Annotated in this window: 12 protein-coding genes, 15 tRNA genes and 3 rRNA genes; 2 read left to right on the top strand and 28 right to left on the bottom strand. The window is 43.6% G+C overall.

Features of this window, described 5'->3' with window-relative positions:
• Positions 1 to 66: 66 nt before the first annotated feature.
• The 22 genes from AC6HZ4_RS03165 to AC6HZ4_RS03060 all read right to left on the bottom strand — a co-directional run bounded on the left by AC6HZ4_RS03165 (position 67) and on the right by AC6HZ4_RS03060 (position 12000).
• A complete protein-coding gene (locus AC6HZ4_RS03165; RefSeq protein ID WP_497493610.1) occupies positions 67 to 3042 on the bottom strand; it encodes a hypothetical protein in 2976 nt (991 codons plus the stop codon).
• Between the two features lie 503 nt (positions 3043 to 3545).
• Entirely contained in the window at positions 3546 to 3887 is a 342-nt protein-coding gene (locus AC6HZ4_RS03160) for a DoxX family protein (protein ID WP_497493609.1), read from the bottom strand.
• A 128-nt stretch (positions 3888 to 4015) separates the two neighbouring features.
• Positions 4016 to 4600 (bottom strand): TetR/AcrR family transcriptional regulator, encoded by a 585-nt coding sequence (locus AC6HZ4_RS03155; RefSeq protein WP_497493608.1) that lies wholly within the window; start codon positions 4598 to 4600, stop codon positions 4016 to 4018.
• 284 nt (positions 4601 to 4884) lie between these two features.
• Complete coding sequence (locus tag AC6HZ4_RS03150) at positions 4885 to 5535, bottom strand: DsbA family protein (RefSeq protein ID WP_497493607.1); 651 nt, start codon at positions 5533 to 5535, stop codon at positions 4885 to 4887.
• Positions 5536 to 5732: 197 nt separating this feature from the next.
• Positions 5733 to 5813 (bottom strand) — tRNA-Leu (locus AC6HZ4_RS03145).
• A gap of 1 nt (position 5814) precedes the next feature.
• Positions 5815 to 5889 (bottom strand) — tRNA-Cys (locus AC6HZ4_RS03140).
• An 8-nt stretch (positions 5890 to 5897) separates the two neighbouring features.
• Positions 5898 to 5972: transfer RNA gene (locus AC6HZ4_RS03135), tRNA-Gly, on the bottom strand.
• 5 nt (positions 5973 to 5977) lie between these two features.
• Positions 5978 to 6052: transfer RNA gene (locus AC6HZ4_RS03130), tRNA-Gln, on the bottom strand.
• Positions 6053 to 6169: 117 nt separating this feature from the next.
• A tRNA-His gene (locus tag AC6HZ4_RS03125) sits at positions 6170 to 6245 on the bottom strand.
• Between the two features lie 11 nt (positions 6246 to 6256).
• A tRNA-Trp gene (locus AC6HZ4_RS03120) sits at positions 6257 to 6330 on the bottom strand.
• A 5-nt stretch (positions 6331 to 6335) separates the two neighbouring features.
• Positions 6336 to 6420: transfer RNA gene (locus AC6HZ4_RS03115), tRNA-Tyr, on the bottom strand.
• 6 nt (positions 6421 to 6426) lie between these two features.
• A tRNA-Thr gene (locus tag AC6HZ4_RS03110) sits at positions 6427 to 6499 on the bottom strand.
• Between the two features lie 35 nt (positions 6500 to 6534).
• Positions 6535 to 6610: transfer RNA gene (locus AC6HZ4_RS03105), tRNA-Phe, on the bottom strand.
• A 3-nt stretch (positions 6611 to 6613) separates the two neighbouring features.
• Positions 6614 to 6689 (bottom strand) — tRNA-Asp (locus tag AC6HZ4_RS03100).
• Between the two features lie 4 nt (positions 6690 to 6693).
• A tRNA-Met gene (locus AC6HZ4_RS03095) sits at positions 6694 to 6770 on the bottom strand.
• 22 nt (positions 6771 to 6792) lie between these two features.
• Positions 6793 to 6868 (bottom strand) — tRNA-Val (locus tag AC6HZ4_RS03090).
• A 6-nt stretch (positions 6869 to 6874) separates the two neighbouring features.
• A tRNA-Glu gene (locus AC6HZ4_RS03085) sits at positions 6875 to 6949 on the bottom strand.
• A gap of 6 nt (positions 6950 to 6955) precedes the next feature.
• Positions 6956 to 7046 (bottom strand) — tRNA-Ser (locus tag AC6HZ4_RS03080).
• A 3-nt stretch (positions 7047 to 7049) separates the two neighbouring features.
• Positions 7050 to 7124 (bottom strand) — tRNA-Asn (locus AC6HZ4_RS03075).
• 29 nt (positions 7125 to 7153) lie between these two features.
• A 5S ribosomal RNA gene (gene rrf / locus AC6HZ4_RS03070) occupies positions 7154 to 7269 on the bottom strand.
• Positions 7270 to 7383: 114 nt separating this feature from the next.
• Positions 7384 to 10309 (bottom strand): 23S ribosomal RNA (locus tag AC6HZ4_RS03065).
• A gap of 153 nt (positions 10310 to 10462) precedes the next feature.
• Positions 10463 to 12000, bottom strand: a 16S ribosomal RNA gene (locus AC6HZ4_RS03060).
• The 16S, 23S and 5S rRNA genes sit together here with 15 tRNA genes alongside, the layout of an rRNA operon.
• 323 nt (positions 12001 to 12323) lie before the next feature.
• Here AC6HZ4_RS03060 and AC6HZ4_RS03055 point away from each other — a divergent pair.
• Positions 12324 to 12680 (top strand): YgzB family protein, encoded by a 357-nt coding sequence (locus tag AC6HZ4_RS03055; RefSeq protein WP_497493606.1) that lies wholly within the window; start codon positions 12324 to 12326, stop codon positions 12678 to 12680.
• A 15-nt stretch (positions 12681 to 12695) separates the two neighbouring features.
• On the opposite strand, the gene perR is transcribed toward AC6HZ4_RS03055, so the two are convergent.
• The 6 genes from perR to AC6HZ4_RS03025 all read right to left on the bottom strand — a co-directional run bounded on the left by perR (position 12696) and on the right by AC6HZ4_RS03025 (position 17081).
• Complete coding sequence (perR, locus tag AC6HZ4_RS03050; protein WP_497493605.1) at positions 12696 to 13127, bottom strand: peroxide-responsive transcriptional repressor PerR; 432 nt, start codon at positions 13125 to 13127, stop codon at positions 12696 to 12698.
• A gap of 397 nt (positions 13128 to 13524) precedes the next feature.
• A complete protein-coding gene (gene bcp / locus AC6HZ4_RS03045) occupies positions 13525 to 13986 on the bottom strand; it encodes a thioredoxin-dependent thiol peroxidase (protein ID WP_497493604.1) in 462 nt (153 codons plus the stop codon).
• 50 nt (positions 13987 to 14036) lie between these two features.
• The gene (locus AC6HZ4_RS03040) at positions 14037 to 14447 is read right to left on the bottom strand and encodes a potassium channel family protein (protein ID WP_497493603.1); all 411 of its coding nucleotides are present in this window, start codon (positions 14445 to 14447) and stop codon (positions 14037 to 14039) included.
• 46 nt (positions 14448 to 14493) lie between these two features.
• Complete coding sequence (locus AC6HZ4_RS03035; RefSeq protein WP_497493602.1) at positions 14494 to 15279, bottom strand: ABC transporter permease; 786 nt, start codon at positions 15277 to 15279, stop codon at positions 14494 to 14496.
• A gap of 4 nt (positions 15280 to 15283) precedes the next feature.
• Positions 15284 to 16075 carry an ABC transporter permease gene (locus tag AC6HZ4_RS03030; protein WP_497493601.1) on the bottom strand — a complete coding sequence of 264 codons (792 nt, stop codon included), beginning with the start codon at positions 16073 to 16075 and terminating at the stop codon, positions 15284 to 15286.
• A complete protein-coding gene (locus tag AC6HZ4_RS03025; RefSeq protein WP_497493600.1) occupies positions 16068 to 17081 on the bottom strand; it encodes an ABC transporter ATP-binding protein in 1014 nt (337 codons plus the stop codon). The genes AC6HZ4_RS03030 and AC6HZ4_RS03025 overlap by 8 nt, the downstream gene beginning before the upstream one ends.
• A gap of 183 nt (positions 17082 to 17264) precedes the next feature.
• On the opposite strand from AC6HZ4_RS03025, the gene AC6HZ4_RS03020 reads away from it, so the two are divergent.
• A complete protein-coding gene (locus AC6HZ4_RS03020; protein ID WP_497493599.1) occupies positions 17265 to 18572 on the top strand; it encodes a glutamate-1-semialdehyde 2,1-aminomutase in 1308 nt (435 codons plus the stop codon).
• Positions 18573 to 18818: the final 246 nt, after the last annotated feature.

Raw genomic sequence — 18818 nt, 5'->3', positions numbered from 1 at the left:
AAAAGGGCTTCGGCAAACTGTGCCAAAGCCCTTTGTCAGCTTAAATACATATTTCCTTGATTACAATCATTCAAATTCACCAAGGTAGTCTTTTGCTACACGCACGCTTTCTTTCTTAGCATTAACGCCTGTATTTGTAACTGTTACATAAATCGTTCCTGCACTTGCCCCAAGCTGACGGATGGTAACATTTACTGCCTTCTTACCAGGTGCTACGGTTACAGTTGATCCAAGCTGCATACCACTTGCACTATATACTCTTACTTCATCACCTTCTGCAAGTCCTATTACACGTACAATGTCATCTGCATTATCATTATTTAAAACAACGATATTGGCTGCTGACGGGGCAGCTGTCGTGTCCGTATCATAAGACTTTGCTGTACGATTACTCTCCAGCTTGCTTGCATTTTCCACACTGACATAGATAGTACCACCTGCTGCCTCTAGTAAATTTACTCCGGAAATGGACGCTTTTATGATTCCATTGACATTAGCTGCTGTTGCTTTTGCAATTTCCGTACTATCCGTCGCCGAAGTGTATAATTTTACTTCGTCTCCTACAGCTAGACCGCTTACCTCTACTGTATCATTCACATCTATATTGCTATTCACTATCTTCACATTAGACGCTGACGGGGCGGCCATGACTGGTGTTGTGTTATAGTTCACTTCTGTACGAGGGCTTTCCCACTTATCTAGATTTCTCACTGTTATATACAGCGTACCTCCTGTTGCTGACGGCAAATCCACCTTAGAAATTTTTACTTGTGTTTCCCCAGATGGTACTGTAGCTGTTTCTCCTAGTTTTGTATCGCCTATCGCCGCAGTGTATACTCTTACTTCGTCTCCTGCCCTTAATCCCTGTACCGTAATCGTATCGCCTAACGCCGCTTTAGTATTGCTTGTTGTTACCTTAAACGTCGCCGGCACTGCTGTAACTGGCTCTTTGGCGTAATTCACTGCTGTTCGTGTGCTTTCTAATTTACCTATGCTTTTTACACTAATATAAATGGTTCCCTCCGTGACTGACGGTAAATCCATTTTATAGATTTTAGCTTGTGTTCCTCCGGATGGCACTTTAGCTGTTGCTCCTATTTGTGTACCGCCTATCGCAGCAGTGTATGCTCTTACCTCATCTCCCGCTGCCAACCCTTGTACTGTAATCGTATCTACTAGCGTTCCCTTATAGTTCCTTATCGCTACATTAGGGATTATTGGCGCTTTTGATACCGGCTCTGTTGTGTAATTAATTAATGTGCGTGTACTTTCCCATTTTCCCGCCTTTGTCACGCTAACATAAGCAATGCCGCCCCTTTGCTTTAACTTTCCGTCCGGGATAGCTACTATTTTTCCAAATCCAGATGCTACTAATGTCCCATCCATCGCAGCATCGTATATTTTTACTTCGTCTCCTTCTGCAAGGCCATCTATCTCTACTATATCAGCTGTACCGGCTTTGTTATTTGTAATCTGAACGTCCTTTGCTAATGGTGCTTTTGTTATGTCTGATTCATACTTTATTGCTGTACGTGCACTCTCTTGCTTGTCCGCTTTTTTCACACTAACATAGACAGTCCCGCCCGTTGCCGATGGTAAATTTGCTACGGAGATTGTTGCTTTTATTACTCCAGATACATCTGATGCATTTGCGGTTGTTCCTATCTGTGTACCCCCAATTGCTGCATTGTATACTTTTACTTCATCTCCTACGGCTAAGCCGCTTACTTCCACTGTATCAGCTATACCGATTTTATTATTCGTAACCTGAACGGCTGCTGCTGGCAGTGCTTTTGTTATGTCTGATTCATACTTTACTGCTGTACGCTTACTTTCCAGCCTGTCTATATTTTTTACGCTGATATAGATGGTTCCGCTATTTGATGATGGTAAATCCAATCCAGAGATCGTTGCTTGTGTTTCGCCAGATCCCACTGTGGCTGCTCCGATTGGTGTACCGCCGACTGCTGCACTGTATACTTTTACTTCATCTTCCGCTGTTAACCCTTTTACTGTAATCGTATCTGCAAGTGCTACACTTCTATTTACTACGGCAATATTAGATGCTATTGGTGCTGCTGTAACAGGTTCTGTCACATATTTCACTGCTGTACGTGCACTTTCCTGTTTCCCAGCCTTTGTCAAACTAATATACATAGTTCCACCTATTGCATTTAACAAATCTACTCCTGAGATCGTTGCTTGTGTTCCCGCGGATACAGTTCTAGCCATTAATGTACCGCCTATTGCTGCACTATAGATTTTTACTTCATCCCCTGTTTCTAATCCTCTTACTTCTACCGTATCAGCTGTTCCTGTTTTGTTATTTGTAACTTTAACTACCGTTGCTGACAATGGCCTTGTTGTATCTGACTCATACCTTACTGCTGTACGCTTGCTCTCTAATTTATCTATGCTCTTCACACTAGCATAGAGAGTTCCGCCTGCCGCTGACAGCAAATCTATCCCTGAAATCGTTACTTGTGTTGCTCCAGCCGCTACGGTTGCGGTTGTTCCTAGTTGTCCGCCGCCTGTCGCTTCATCATATAGACTTACAATATCTCCTGCTATTAACCCTTTTATTGTAATTGTATCAGTTAATGGTGCAATGCGATTCACAACTACTATATTAGAAGGTTTTGGCGCCGTTGATACTGGTTCTGTCATATATTTCACTGCTGTGCGTCCGCTCTCCTGATTATTCCAATTTATTACACTAACATAAATCGTACCGCCTGTTTCTAGCAATAAATCTACTCCTGAGATCGTTACTTGTGTTGCTCCAGATCCTACAGTAGCTGTTGCCCCTATTTGTGTATCGCCTGTCGCTGCACTATAGACTTTTACTCTCTCTCCCTCTACCAAACCTTTTACTGTAATCGTGTCGGTAGAACCCGTCTTATTGTTCTGAACTGTCACATTAGACGCTGCCGGCCCCGGTGTCGTTGCTGCAAGTACAGAAACAGACGGATTAACAGTAGCAAGTGCAAATATTGAGCTTATGTACAAACTCTTCAAAAACCTAGCCTTTGTCTTGTTCATTATGAAAGCTCCCTCTTATTTCTTTTAAAATATATTAATTTAGCAAAACCAAAAACATAAAATAACTTTTATTACCTACATAAATCTATTAATTTCTCTATTCCTCATTTAAGATATCATATTTTTTCAAAAATATTAATGGAATAATTTTCATATATTAATATTAAAAAAATCACTTCTCTAATGACAAGTGACGTTTTGTCTTTCTCGTTCTTTTTTAAAGACATTCCCCTGTCTAACTTTCGCTTATATCTGCTTTTTTACATCATGTGCATGTAAAGACTAGGAAATTTTCAAAACAAGTATGTGTTTGGAAAATTTCCTCACAAAATTAGAAACGACACAAAAACGCCTCAAGCAAAAATACAGAGGCGTTACCTGGATATTTTTAATGTTATTATTGAAACAGATCGCCCGCAGTAAGTTTGAGCAATCACCAATGATTTACCCGATTTGATACAAATGTTTTGATCTCGTGCAATGCTTTGTCACTCAATCGTTCCTTAGTAATAACGAATGATAATGATAATAGCTGCTATTAAACAAACAGTTGATGGAATAGTCATAGTTAAAGGTTGTTGAACCCTAAAAATGTGTGTATATATTGCACCAATCATAAGTACTATAATTATTAAGCTGCTAAAGATTGCAAGGTTATAGTTCCACAAGCCAAATATTAATGCTATTGAAGCAGCGATTTCAAAAATTCCAATAACCGTCATAAACCACATTGGATATTGGTAAAGATTCCAATGTTCAACCTGAAAATTTGGTTTAATCATTTTGATTATCCCACCCATACCTATAAACAATGCCAATATAATCTGCAGAATCTTTGTAACCATATTCCTACTTCACTCCTCGAATTATAGAATCAGTTAGACTGAATAGATATCTGTGAAATCATTTTCTTCAGATTCAATTTGTTAAGACCTAAAAGCCATAAACAAAAATAGATATCTGCAGACACTTATTATTTATCCACCATGCCATTCATCACCAAATTTATAACTTCTCCTGCTAATATTTTCGGATTGCTTTTATTTTTTAATAAACACGAAATAATTAGCTGTTCAACCATCCCAAAGATACAAACAGCTGCGATATCCATAGACAAATCTAAACGAAAATATCCAGATTGCTGTTCATGATGTAAATTATCTGACAGTAACTCAATTATCTTTTCTTTAAAATGTTCTGAATCATCAGCAAGAATTAGACCGATTCTAGTTAAATTCGTATCCTCTGCAAAAAATTGAAATAAGTTTTCTAGCGAGGCAAATACTCGCTGAGTAATATCATCTTTTTCAATATTTGAAGATAAACGTTGGTTTTCAATTAATTGAAATAGCTTAGTTCGAAAATCACTGACCAATTCATCAAAAATCGCATTTTTACTAGGAAAATAAAGATAAAATGCAGGTTGAGTTAAATTTGCACGTTTAACAATGTCACTGACTTTCGTATTGTGAAATCCATGATTAGCAAATTCATAAGCTGCTGCTTCTTTAATACGTGCCCTGCTCTCCTTTCCCTTTAAGCCTTTTTCCTTGTTCATTTGAACACCTCCTTTCAATCGCTTGTTTATATTACTTGAGAGTAACGTTACTCACGAATAACTTATTAACACAATAATGGAAAACAAATCCAACGTCAATATGTTTTTTAAATTGCTGAAATATAAGCTGCCCGCAGTCGGATTCGAACCAACACTCCAGAGGAACACGATTTTAAGTCGCGCGCTTCTGCCTAACAACTATACATCTATATAAAATATTTATACAGTATAAAATAGAATAAAAAGAGCTTTTCAAACAGAAGAAGTGATAGGAATATTTCCTATCACTTCTTCAATGCTTCTTCAATTGCATTCTTAATTCCATCATAGTTAGCATCCACAAGGCTTCCATTTACATAAACAGTAGGAGCCCCTTGCACCTTCAATTCTAAAGCTAAGTCTCTATCCTGCTGAACCATCTTTTGAATCGCTTGACTATTCAAGTCCTTTTGAAATTGCTTTACATTAATTTCAGGGAGCTTCTCTTTTACAATTTTCATAAGCAGTTCCTCAGTAATCCACACTTGATCCGTATCTTGCTGAGCAGCATACAGCTCAGCATAAAACTTCCAAAAAGCATCTTGGTTTTGTTTGTAAATTGCTTCGCCTGCAGCAGCGCCTAAATCAGAATCGTCTCCAATGAATGGGAAGTTAATAAAGTGAAACTGGGCTTTTCCCGTATCAATATATTCCTTTTGGATTTGAGGAAGAACATGCTCATCCCATTTTTTGCAGCCTGGACATTTAAAATCTGCAAACTCGACAATATGGACAGGGGCATCTTGATCCCCTAATGTTTGTTGCTCCTTATATGCGAATGGATCCTGTTTATCTTCTGTTTTCTTTCCTATAATTGTATAAACAATTACCCCAACCAAAATTAAAAATGCCAGCGAAAAAATCATAAATAATGTAGAAAACTGTTTAGACTTCATTCTTTATTCTCCGTTGCTGTTGTATTTACTTCTAGTATTGCCACTCCATCATGTAATACTCAGAAAGCATCTTCTATTACACATCATACCAACGTATATAGCACTCGTCCAACGGAAAGATCGTTCGTTCAAAAAGCTGTCACATTCTTTATATTTACATAAAAAAAAACCTTTACTTTGATAGTAAAGGTTTTTTATACCGGTGGTCGGGGTCGAACCGACACTCCAGAGGAACACGATTTTGAGTCGTGCGCGTCTGCCAATTCCGCCACACCGGCATGGAGGCGGCAACCGGATTCGAACCGGTGGATAAAGGTTTTGCAGACCTTGGCCTTACCACTTGGCTATGCCGCCGAATATTTTGGAGCGGAAGACGGGATTCGAACCCGCGACCCCAACCTTGGCAAGGTTGTATTCTACCACTGAACTACTTCCGCATATATGGCTGGGCTAGCTGGATTCGAACCAACGAATGACGGAGTCAAAGTCCGTTGCCTTACCGCTTGGCTATAGCCCACTGATAAAACTTTATGTTATACACCTTCGAATCCAATATGTGAATTCTGATTAATACATTCCTCATTATTCTCCATTATAACCCATTCACTAATCACTGTAAAGATTTAGGTTTAAATGGGGCGACTGATGGGAATCGAACCCACGAGTGTTGGAGCCACAATCCAATGCGTTAACCACTTCGCCACAGCCGCCATTACAAGAATGGCAGGGGTAGTAGGAATCGAACCCACACCGGAGGTTTTGGAGACCTCTGTTCTACCTTTAAACTATACCCCTATAGATGGTGGAGGGGGACGGATTCGAACCGCCGAACCCTGAGGGAGCGGATTTACAGTCCGCCGCGTTTAGCCACTTCGCTACCCCTCCACATGATGCCGGCTAGAGGACTTGAACCCCCAACCTACTGATTACAAGTCAGTTGCTCTACCAATTGAGCTAAGCCGGCGTAATATATTTTTTATAACCAGAAAGTTTAACAAATGGTGGCTCGGGACGGAATCGAACCGCCGACACGAGGATTTTCAGTCCTCTGCTCTACCGACTGAGCTACCGAGCCAAATGGCGGTCCCGACGGGGATCGAACCCGCGATCTCCTGCGTGACAGGCAGGCATGTTAACCACTACACCACGGAACCACTTTGGTTGCGGGGACAGGATTTGAACCTGCGACCTTCGGGTTATGAGCCCGACGAGCTACCAGACTGCTCCACCCCGCGATGATAAGAAATTCAATTTATATGGTGGAGGATGACGGGCTCGAACCGCCGACCCTCTGCTTGTAAGGCAGATGCTCTCCCAGCTGAGCTAATCCTCCACATGTTGGTGACCCGTACGGGATTCGAACCCGTGTTACCGCCGTGAAAGGGCGGTGTCTTAACCGCTTGACCAACGGGCCATGTAATGGCGGAGAGCGAGGGATTCGAACCCTCGATACGCTTGTGACGTATACACGATTTCCAATCGTGCTCCTTCGGCCTCTCGGACAGCTCTCCATTTGGCTCCGCAAGTAGGATTCGAACCTACGACCTATCGGTTAACAGCCGATTGCTCTACCGCTGAGCTATTGCGGAATATAAATTGTTTTAAGCCTATTAGGCCAGCCTAGCGACGTCCTACTCTCACAGGGGGAAACCCCCAACTACCATCGGCGCTGAAGAGCTTAACTTCCGTGTTCGGTATGGGAACGGGTGTGACCTCTTCGCCATCATCACTAGACCTATTTGCTTGACTCATATTAGAGACAATGATCATTATATCACGCTCTTTTATAAAGTCAACAGGAATTTTGATATTCCTTCAAAACTAGATAACATACTGCGTTGTGTAATTATGATTAAGCCCTCGATCGATTAGTATCTGTCAGCTGCACGTGTCGCCACGCTTACACCTCAGACCTATCAACCTGATCATCTTTCAGGGATCTTACTAGCTTGACGCTATGGGAAATCTCATCTTGAGGGGGGCTTCATGCTTAGATGCTTTCAGCACTTATCCCGTCCGCACATAGCTACCCAGCGATGCCCTTGGCAGAACAACTGGTACACCAGCGGTGCGTCCATCCCGGTCCTCTCGTACTAAGGACAGCTCCTCTCAAATTTCCTGCGCCCGCGACGGATAGGGACCGAACTGTCTCACGACGTTCTGAACCCAGCTCGCGTACCGCTTTAATGGGCGAACAGCCCAACCCTTGGGACCGACTACAGCCCCAGGATGCGATGAGCCGACATCGAGGTGCCAAACCTCCCCGTCGATGTGGACTCTTGGGGGAGATAAGCCTGTTATCCCCGGGGTAGCTTTTATCCGTTGAGCGATGGCCCTTCCATGCGGAACCACCGGATCACTAAGCCCGACTTTCGTCCCTGCTCGACTTGTAGGTCTCGCAGTCAAGCTCCCTTATGCCTTTACACTCTTCGAATGATTTCCAACCATTCTGAGGGAACCTTTGGGCGCCTCCGTTACACTTTAGGAGGCGACCGCCCCAGTCAAACTGCCCACCTGACACTGTCTCCCGCCCCGATAAGGGGCGCGGGTTAGAACTTCAATACAGCCAGAGCGGTATCCCACAGGCGCCTCCACCGAAGCTGGCGCTCCGGCTTCCCAGGCTCCCGCCTATTCTGTACAAGCTGTACCAAAATTCAATATCAGGCTACAGTAAAGCTCCACGGGGTCTTTCCGTCCTGTCGCGGGTAACCTGCATCTTCACAGGTACTATAATTTCACCGAGTCTCTGGTTGAGACAGTGCCCAAGTCGTTACACCTTTCGTGCGGGTCGGAACTTACCCGACAAGGAATTTCGCTACCTTAGGACCGTTATAGTTACGGCCGCCGTTTACTGGGGCTTCGATTCAAAGCTTCGCCTGGAGCTAACCTCTCCTCTTAACCTTCCAGCACCGGGCAGGTGTCAGCCCCTATACTTCGCCTTGCGGCTTCGCAGAGACCTGTGTTTTTGCTAAACAGTCGCTTGGGCCTATTCACTGCGGCTCTCCTTACGAAGAGCACCCCTTCTCCCGAAGTTACGGGGTCATTTTGCCGAGTTCCTTAACCAGAGTTCTCTCGCTCACCTTAGGATTCTCTCCTCGCCTACCTGTGTCGGTTTGCGGTACGGGCACCATTTACCATCGCTAGAAGCTTTTCTTGGCAGCGTAGAATCAGGGAGTTCGCCCATAAAGGGCTTCCCCATCACAGCTCAGCCTTTACGGTAAGCGGATTTGCCTGCTTACCAGCCTAACTGCTTAGACATGCACAACCAGCGGCATGCATCCCCTATCTTTCTGCGTCCCTCCATCGCTCAAACGGTAAAGAGGTGGTACAGGAATATCAACCTGTTGTCCATCGCCTACGCCTTTCGGCCTCGGCTTAGGTCCCGACTAACCCTGAGCGGACGAGCCTTCCTCAGGAAACCTTAGGCATTCGGTGGATAGGATTCTCACCTATCTTTCGCTACTCATACCGGCATTCTCACTTCTAAGCGCTCCACCAGTCCTTCCGATCTGGCTTCACCGCCCTTAGAACGCTCCCCTACCACTGATACCAAAAGGTATCAATCCGCAGCTTCGGTAGTATGTTTAGCCCCGGTACATTTTCGGCGCAGAGTCACTCGACTAGTGAGCTATTACGCACTCTTTAAATGGTGGCTGCTTCTAAGCCAACATCCTAGTTGTCTAAGCAACTCCACATCCTTTTCCACTTAACATACATTTTGGGACCTTAGCTGGCGGTCTGGGCTGTTTCCCTTTTGACTACGGATCTTATCACTCGCAGTCTGACTCCCAAGGATAAGTCATTGGCATTCGGAGTTTGACTGAATTCGGTAACCCGATGGGGGCCCCTAGTCCAATCAGTGCTCTACCTCCAAGACTCTAGCGCTTGAGGCTAGCCCTAAAGCTATTTCGGGGAGAACCAGCTATCTCCGGGTTCGATTGGAATTTCTCCGCTACCCACACCTCATCCCCGCACTTTTCAACGTGCGTGGGTTCGGGCCTCCAGTAGGTGTTACCCTACCTTCACCCTGGACATGGGTAGATCACCCGGTTTCGGGTCTACGACCACGTACTACGGCGCCCTATTCAGACTCGCTTTCGCTGCGGCTCCGCTTTTTCAGCTTAACCTTGCACGGGATCGTAACTCGCCGGTTCATTCTACAAAAGGCACGCCATCACCCATGAACGGGCTCTGACTACTTGTAGGCACACGGTTTCAGGATCTCTTTCACTCCCCTTCCGGGGTGCTTTTCACCTTTCCCTCACGGTACTGGTTCACTATCGGTCACTAGGGAGTATTTAGCCTTGGGAGATGGTCCTCCCGGATTCCGACGGAATTTCACGTGTTCCGCCGTACTCAGGATCCGCTCAAGAGGGAACGAAGTTTCGACTACAGGGTTGTTACCTTCTATGACAGGCCTTTCCAGACCGTTTCATCTACCCCGTTCCTTTGTAACTCCATATAGAGCGTCCTACAACCCCAAGAGGCAAGCCTCTTGGTTTGGGCTATCTTCCGTTTCGCTCGCCGCTACTTAGGAAATCGCGTTTGCTTTCTCTTCCTCCGGGTACTTAGATGTTTCAGTTCCCCGGGTATGCCATCAACACCCTATGGATTCAGGTGAAGATACCATCCCATTACGGATGGTGGGTTTCCCCATTCGGAAATCTCCGGATCAAAGCTCACTTACAGCTCCCCGAAGCATATCGGTGTTAGTCCCGTCCTTCATCGGCTCCTAGTGCCAAGGCATCCACCGTGCGCCCTTTCTAACTTAATCATTAAAAAGTTTACACTTTGTTTTTACTATAGCACAGTATTTGTTATCTAGTTTTCAAAGAACATCATTTGAAGGATAGTTCCTTCAAAACTGAACAAAACATCTAAAACGTCTTTTACTTATCACGAACTGCATTCGTGAAAGTCTCCATAGAAAGGAGGTGATCCAGCCGCACCTTCCGATACGGCTACCTTGTTACGACTTCACCCCAATCATCTGTCCCACCTTAGGCGGCTGGCTCCCGTAAGGGTTACCCCACCGACTTCGGGTGTTACAAACTCTCGTGGTGTGACGGGCGGTGTGTACAAGGCCCGGGAACGTATTCACCGCGGCATGCTGATCCGCGATTACTAGCGATTCCAGCTTCATGCAGGCGAGTTGCAGCCTGCAATCCGAACTGAGAACGGTTTTATGAGATTAGCTCCACCTCGCGGTCTTGCGACTCTTTGTACCGTCCATTGTAGCACGTGTGTAGCCCAGGTCATAAGGGGCATGATGATTTGACGTCATCCCCACCTTCCTCCGGTTTGTCACCGGCAGTCACCTTAGAGTGCCCAACTAAATGCTGGCAACTAAGATCAAGGGTTGCGCTCGTTGCGGGACTTAACCCAACATCTCACGACACGAGCTGACGACAACCATGCACCACCTGTCACTCTGCCCCCGAAGGGGAAGCCCTATCTCTAGGGTTGTCAGAGGATGTCAAGACCTGGTAAGGTTCTTCGCGTTGCTTCGAATTAAACCACATGCTCCACCGCTTGTGCGGGCCCCCGTCAATTCCTTTGAGTTTCAGTCTTGCGACCGTACTCCCCAGGCGGAGTGCTTAATGCGTTAACTTCAGCACTAAAGGGCGGAAACCCTCTAACACTTAGCACTCATCGTTTACGGCGTGGACTACCAGGGTATCTAATCCTGTTTGCTCCCCACGCTTTCGCGCCTCAGCGTCAGTTACAGACCAGAAAGCCGCCTTCGCCACTGGTGTTCCCCCACATCTCTACGCATTTCACCGCTACACGTGGAATTCCGCTTTCCTCTTCTGCACTCAAGTTTCCCAGTTTCCAATGACCCTCCACGGTTGAGCCGTGGGCTTTCACATCAGACTTAAAAAACCGCCTGCGCGCGCTTTACGCCCAATAATTCCGGATAACGCTCGCCACCTACGTATTACCGCGGCTGCTGGCACGTAGTTAGCCGTGGCTTTCTCGTTAAGTACCGTCAAGGTACGAGCAGTTACTCTCGTACTTGTTCTTCCTTAACAACAGAGCTTTACGACCCGAAGGCCTTCATCGCTCACGCGGCGTTGCTCGGTCAGGCTTTCGCCCATTGCCGAAGATTCCCTACTGCTGCCTCCCGTAGGAGTCTGGGCCGTGTCTCAGTCCCAGTGTGGCCGATCACCCTCTCAGGTCGGCTACGCATCGTCGCCTTGGTGAGCCGTTACCTCACCAACTAGCTAATGCGCCGCGGGTCCATCTGTAAGTGACAGCCAAAGCCGCCTTTCCATTTCACATCATGCGATGCGAAAAAGTATCCGGTATTAGCTTCGGTTTCCCGAAGTTATCCCAGTCTTACAGGCAGGTTACCCACGTGTTACTCACCCGTCCGCCGCTAGGTTCCGAAGAACCTCGCTCGACTTGCATGTATTAGGCACGCCGCCAGCGTTCATCCTGAGCCAGGATCAAACTCTCCATAAAAGTGTTTGTCTAGCTTCATAAATAAAAATTGACGTTTTGTGTTTTGTTCAGTTTTCAAAGAACTTGTTTGCCGCTTAAGGCGACTTTCTTATAGTAACATCTCTTTATTTCGATGTCAACATTTCTTTTCATCTCACTCGCTTTATGCCGTTTCGCATCAGCGACGTTTATTACTATATCATGACGATTTTATAAGGTCAATAATTTTTTCATAAAAATCTACGTTTCATTTTCCCTCTTCTGTTGCTCCTTAAGTCCATATCATTTTATATGAAAGCCGAAAGAAAGTTGTGCTATATTATTCCTTAAGGGAGAGTGGTTGGATGGGAATCAAATACTCGAATAAAATCAATAAAATCCGCACGTTTGCATTAAGTTTAGTATTTGTGGGATTGTTTATTTCTTATCTAGGAGTATTCTTTAGGGAATCTCCAATTTTAATGGCCCTGTTTATTCTAATCGGATTCTTAGCCATTATCTTAAGTACAGTTGTTTATTTTTGGATTGGTATGCTTTCTACAAAAACGATACAGGTTATTTGCCCAACCTGCGAAAAGCCGACAAAGATGCTTGGTCGCGTCGATGCTTGCATGTATTGTAAACAGCCGTTAACAATGGATCGCGAATTAGAAGGAAAAGAGTTTGATGAAGCATATAACCGGAAACAAAAAAAGGGCTGACAATTGCTGTCAGCCTTATTTGTTGCATTCTGGACAAATACCATAAAGCTCTAAACGGTGACTTTTAATAACAAACCCGGTTTGCTCTGCCGCCTTCTGCTCTATCTCATCCAATCCGGTATAAGGGAAATCTACAATTTTACTGCATTTTTCACAAATTACATGATAGTGATGATGCGTTACGTAATCAAAACGACTGGAAGCATCTCCATAAGTGAGTTCCTTTACAAGTCCTACTTCTTTAAACACCCGCAGATTGTTGTAAACGGTTGCTACACTCATATTTGGAAACTTTCCTTCTAATGCTTTGTATATTTCATCGGCTGTTGGGTGAGTCATTGATTCCACAAGATACTCTAAAACGGCATGACGTTGTGGAGTTATGCGCACACCCGTGCCTTTCAATTGCTCTAATGCTTCTTTCAATTCCTCTTTGACCACCGTCATGCACCCCAATTCTATATGAATTATTATTTTATAATATTTATAATCAGTGTACAGCTTTTTTATTCAATCTGTCAACATTTCTCCTGTATTCCTCTGGCTTTTAGTAAAAACCAATTTTTGTATAAAACCTTTTTCTTCAAAAACAAACCCTTCATTTGCTTATTTCTATGTTAACCAGTTGCTTTCATATTCATAAAAACAGTCGCAAAAAAAGTGCGGAAATGGTTTCCGCACTAGAAAGGCTATCATCTGAGGAGGTATGCCCTGCTTTTACAATATGCACAACTGCAAAAACGGGTATAGACGAATGCCCTATATTTCCCTAAAAAAATTTGTACGTTTGACATTCTTTTTCTCACTCAAATTTCATACCTCAGCTTGTCGGCCCGCTGTTCCTCTATATTTCTTTAATAGCTGCAAGTACTTCTTCTGTATGTCCTTTAACCTTTACCTTGCGCCATTCCTTAACAATTTCTCCCTTGCTGTTAATAAGAAATGTAGATCGTTCGATGCCCATGTATTCTTTACCGAAGTTCTTCTTCAGCTTCCATACTCCGTACAGCTGTGCAGCTTCGTTTTGCTCGTCCGCCAACAGCAAAAACGGTAAGCTATATTTTTCAATAAACTTAACATGCTTACTTACTGGGTCAGGACTAATCCCAAGAATTATCGTATTTTGTGCATCAAACAATCCATATGCATCACGAAAATCACACGCTTCTGTCGTACAACCCGGTGTCATATCCTTCGGGTAAAAATATAACACTACATTTTTACCGCGATAGTCTGACAGCTTCACAAGCTCCCCATTGCTTGCTGGGAGCGCAAAATCTGGCGCTTGCTTACCAACCTCTATCATTTTCCATATCTCCTTACCAAACGTTTTCTTCATTAACAATCATAGCAAAACTAATCCCGCTTTTCATGCTCCATGAACGTACGTGCTACAAAAGCAGCAGGCATTGTATAGCCAACAAGAGCTTCTACAATCGCTATCCAGCGTCCAATCCCGACCGGCGTAATGTCTCCATACCCGACAGACAGCAATGTAATCGCACTGAAATACATACACACCTCCACCATTTGAAACGAATGTACATCCAAAATCTTCCCATCCTCCTCTAAAATAGGAAATCCGATTTCTTCAAGCACTAAATAGCTCATACCAAATGCAACGAGAACGGTTGTATATATAAGGCATAATAAAAATAAATTATGAACAGAAAAAAAATGACGATTTACCCTCGCTGCTATCCAAAGCGATTTCATACTAAAAATAATTGCGACCATCGAAATCATTAAAAGCACAATCCATCCCATGCTCCCCACCTCATTTCATTTGTATGAGAAGATAGGACAAATTATATCAATTCCCAGCGCCGCGATAACGCTTTACACCAATATTCCAAATCACCAATGCTATCCCAAAGAACAAAAGCCCCATCACTGGCGTTAAAAAAGCATAGCTATACCATTCAGTTCGCCTTAAAAAATAGGATGCTGGATATACGCCGACGAAAGCAAAGGGCAGCACCCACGTTAGCATAAAGCGGATTACCCGGTTGTAAATATTAACAGGATAACGCCCATAATTACCGATGTTATACATAAGCGGCATAATTGAGCTCCTTGCATCCGACCAAAAACCGATACTAGCAAGCGAAACAAAAATGCCCCCGTATACAAGAGCTCCCCCTATCGCCATTACAAGAAAGAGCAACGAGTCATACCAATGAAAGGACAATCCAAGCTTGCCCGCCGCATAGCTCATAATGAGAAGTCCTGTAACACCGCCGAGCAGCGATTCCAGCTCCATTTTTTCCAGAACTACCTGAAACAAGCTGTGAATAGGCCTCGTCAAAATACGATCCATCTCCCCCTTTACAATATATCGGTCATTAAAATCCCAAATATTGAAAAATGATGAGAATATTGCAAAAGGAACGAGGAAAAAGCCATAAATGAAAATGATTTCCTCACGTGTCCATCCCTGCAGTACCTGTGTATGGCCGAACACTACTAAAATAAAAACAAGATTAACCGCTTGAAGAAGCATATCAGAAAGCAGCCCTACAATGAGATCTCCCCGATATTGCAGCTTCGTTTTTATATACTGCGCTGCATATTGCAAAAAGAGACGAATATACATCATCACTTCACCCTCCTTGCACCACAAGTCGTTTTTTAGCTATATTCCACATAATTACAATTGGTATAAAGAGCACAGCTGACCAAACGGCCTGAAATAAAATTGCGTTCCAAATTGCTCTTCCTTGGATGCCCTCTGTAAAAATCATGCTTGGAATGTAGCTAATTGCTTGAAATGGAAAAAATGTCATTATCTGTTGAGCCCAAACAGGATAGAAGCTAATTGGCAACAGTAAACCAGAGAATAAATCAATCGTCACCCGCTTTGCATACATAAGCCCATCATTATTAAATAAGAAGAATGTCATCATACCAGTCATTAAATTAATTTGTGTATTAATAATAAAGCTGAACACAAGAGAAATAAAGAAATACAATAGCGTATAAGGATTCAGCTTAATGCTAAGAGAAAACAACAGCGCCACTAGTATCATGCCGGGGATTGAAAAGAAGAAAAAACGAAAAATCCCTTCCCCTAACCCTTGCATCACCTTCATTCCCAAATAGCTATAAGGACGAATAAGCTCAACAGCCACACGACCCTCTTTAATTTCCATTGCAATCTCCCGATCAATGTTATTAAAGTAAAACGCACGCGCCATCCAGGCTACTGCTACATATGTTGTCATCTGGGCTACAGATAATCCTTGAATACTTTCTTTTCCGCCATAAATTGCTGTCCATAAAAAGTAATACGCACCGATATTAATGGTATAAATAACAATTCCACTATAATAATTAGAGCGATAGGCAAGCATCATCAAAAACCGAATCCGAATCATTTCGATATATTTATCCATGCACAACGCCCTCTTCGTAAATGTTGCGGATAATCTCCTCTGTTGATACCTCATTTACCTTCATATCTTGAATACGGAACGTTTGTACAACCTTTGCAATAAGCATTGACAAAACAATTTCTTCATTTGGAATACGCGCAGTCCAAACGTTAGAGCTATTTCCTTGTGTCCAGCTTACTTTAGTATCAGGCAGGAGCATGACAAGCTGCTGATAGGAGACTGGAGAAGAAAATTGAAATTGTATTTCTTTCTCATCCCCCCATTGAGCACGAAGCTTTTCAAGGGATCCATCATAAATAATTTTTCCTTCATCTAGCATCACAACGCGTTCGCACAACGCTTCGATATCTGAAATATCATGTGTTGTAAGCAAAATTGTCGTGTTATATTTTGCATTAATTTCCTTTAAAAAGTCCCGGATTTTCAGCTTTACAAGTACATCAAGACCTATTGTCGGTTCGTCCAAAAATAAAAGGGGCGGGTTATGGAGCAATGCAGCTGCTAATTCACAGCGCATTCGTTGTCCAAGAGAAAGCTTGCGAACAGGTTTGTCCAGAAGCGAACCAATATCAAGCGTTTCAATAATATGTCCCATGTGCTTTTCGTACTGTTCATCAGACACCCCATATACCTTTTTTAACAGGCGAAACGATTCTTGAACAGCAATATCCCACCAAAGCTGCGAGCGCTGTCCGAACACAACACCGATAGAGCGAACAAATTTCTCCCTTTCCTTATGCGGATTCATCCCATTCACAATAATACGCCCGCTCGTCGGCGTTAAGATTCCTGTCAGCATTTTAATAGTCGTTGATTTACCGGCTCCGTTTTCACCTATATAACCGATCATCTCCCCTTGCTTTACAGTAAAGGAGATATCATTTACTGCTCGAACGACTTTATAGTTACGATTAAACAAATCTCGAAAAGCGCCCTTCAATCCAGAGCGGCTTGAATAGGCAACGAATTCTTTTCGCAAATCTCTTACCTCAATTGCGTTACTCATGCTGTTCCCCCTCTTTTATACTGCCTTTAAGGCAGTGCAATACTCACAACGAATAGTTTACCCAAGCTCACAGTGCAGCACAAACATTATGCCCTCCTACCCATTAAACAGGAAAAACATGTTACAATAAGGCATGCATCATACTCCATATAGAGTAGACTACTTGAAGGGAGAGCAAAAGAAGTGAACTTCACCCAATCAGAACAACTTCATACAGAAGCATTGCAGCATATCGTCGGAGGTGTAAACAGCCCATCCCGTTCCTATAAAGCGGTCGGCGGTGGTGCGCCTGTTGTGATGAGGCGTGCCAAAGGAGCATATTTTTGGGATGTGGATAACAACAAATATATCGATTATTTAGCGGCATATGGACCGATTATTACAGGTCATGCGCACCCGCATATTACAAAAGCAATTCAAGCCGCGGCGGAGAACGGTGTACTATACGGCACGCCAACAGTGCTTGAAATCCAATTTGCGAAAATGCTGAAGGAAGCAATTCCTTCTATGGATAAGGTCCGCTTCGTAAATTCTGGAACAGAAGCAGTCATGACGACTATTCGTGTCGCACGCGCCTATACAGGCCGCACAAAAATCATTAAATTTGCAGGCTGTTATCACGGGCATTCTGATCTCGTTCTCGTGGCAGCAGGTTCTGGTCCGTCTACGCTTGGAACCCCTGACTCTGCCGGTGTCCCAGCGAGCATTGCGCAGGAGGTAATTACTGTTCCATTTAATGATGTGGAAACATTTGCGGCCGCCTTGGAAAAATGGGGTCATGAAGTGGCTGCTGTTCTTGTCGAGCCGATTGTAGGAAATTTTGGAATTGTGTCGCCTAAAGAAGGATTTTTGGAGGCTGTTAATGAATTAACTCATAAGGCTGGAGCTCTTGTTATTTACGATGAAGTTATTACCGCATTTCGCTTTATGTACGGAGGGGCCCAAAATTTACTCGGTGTCACTCCCGATTTAACTGCCCTTGGAAAAATTATCGGCGGCGGTCTTCCAATTGGCGCTTACGGCGGCAAAAAGGAAATTATGGAGCAAGTTGCACCGCTTGGTCCTGCATATCAAGCAGGAACAATGGCAGGCAACCCTGCGTCTATGTCTGCTGGTATTGCCTGCCTTGAAGTGCTGAAGCAGGAAGGAGTATACGAAAGACTAGATGAACTCGGTGCTCTCCTGGAAAAAGGAATTGCAGAGCAGGCAACGGTACACAAAATCCCTATTACAATCAACCGTTTAAAAGGCGCTTTAACAGTGTTTTTTACAACAAAACGCATTGAAAACTATGAGGATGCCCAAAATACCAACAGTGAAATGTTTGGAAGGTTTTTCAAACTTATGCTGCAGCAAGGAATCAATCTTGCTCCGTCTAAATATGAAGCTTGGTTCCTTACAACTGAGCACTCAAAGGAAGACATTGAACGTACAGTCGAAGCTGTTGGAAATGCTTTCGAGCAGCTTTCTAAAGAATTTGTAAATTCCTAACATTAAAGAGAAAAAGTAGGGGAAATGTTCTCTATTTTTTCTCTATTCCTAGTTTAATAAACAAGAAATCAGTAGTATAATTATTCCTAATCACTTCATAAAGAAAACTCACCGATTAGCGAACCGTCAGGCTAAGACAGAGGCGTAGCTGCACTCATACTTTATCACTAAAATTCCCGCTGCGTCGAAATTAACTTCCAGCTAGGACTTTATGCTTTCCTAAAGTGTAAAAAAGCACTTCATTTT

This window comes from Ectobacillus sp. OTK, assembly GCF_059698935.1.
The sequence above is the reverse complement of the archived record's forward strand: the minus strand, read 5'-3'. Positions and strand labels throughout refer to the sequence as shown.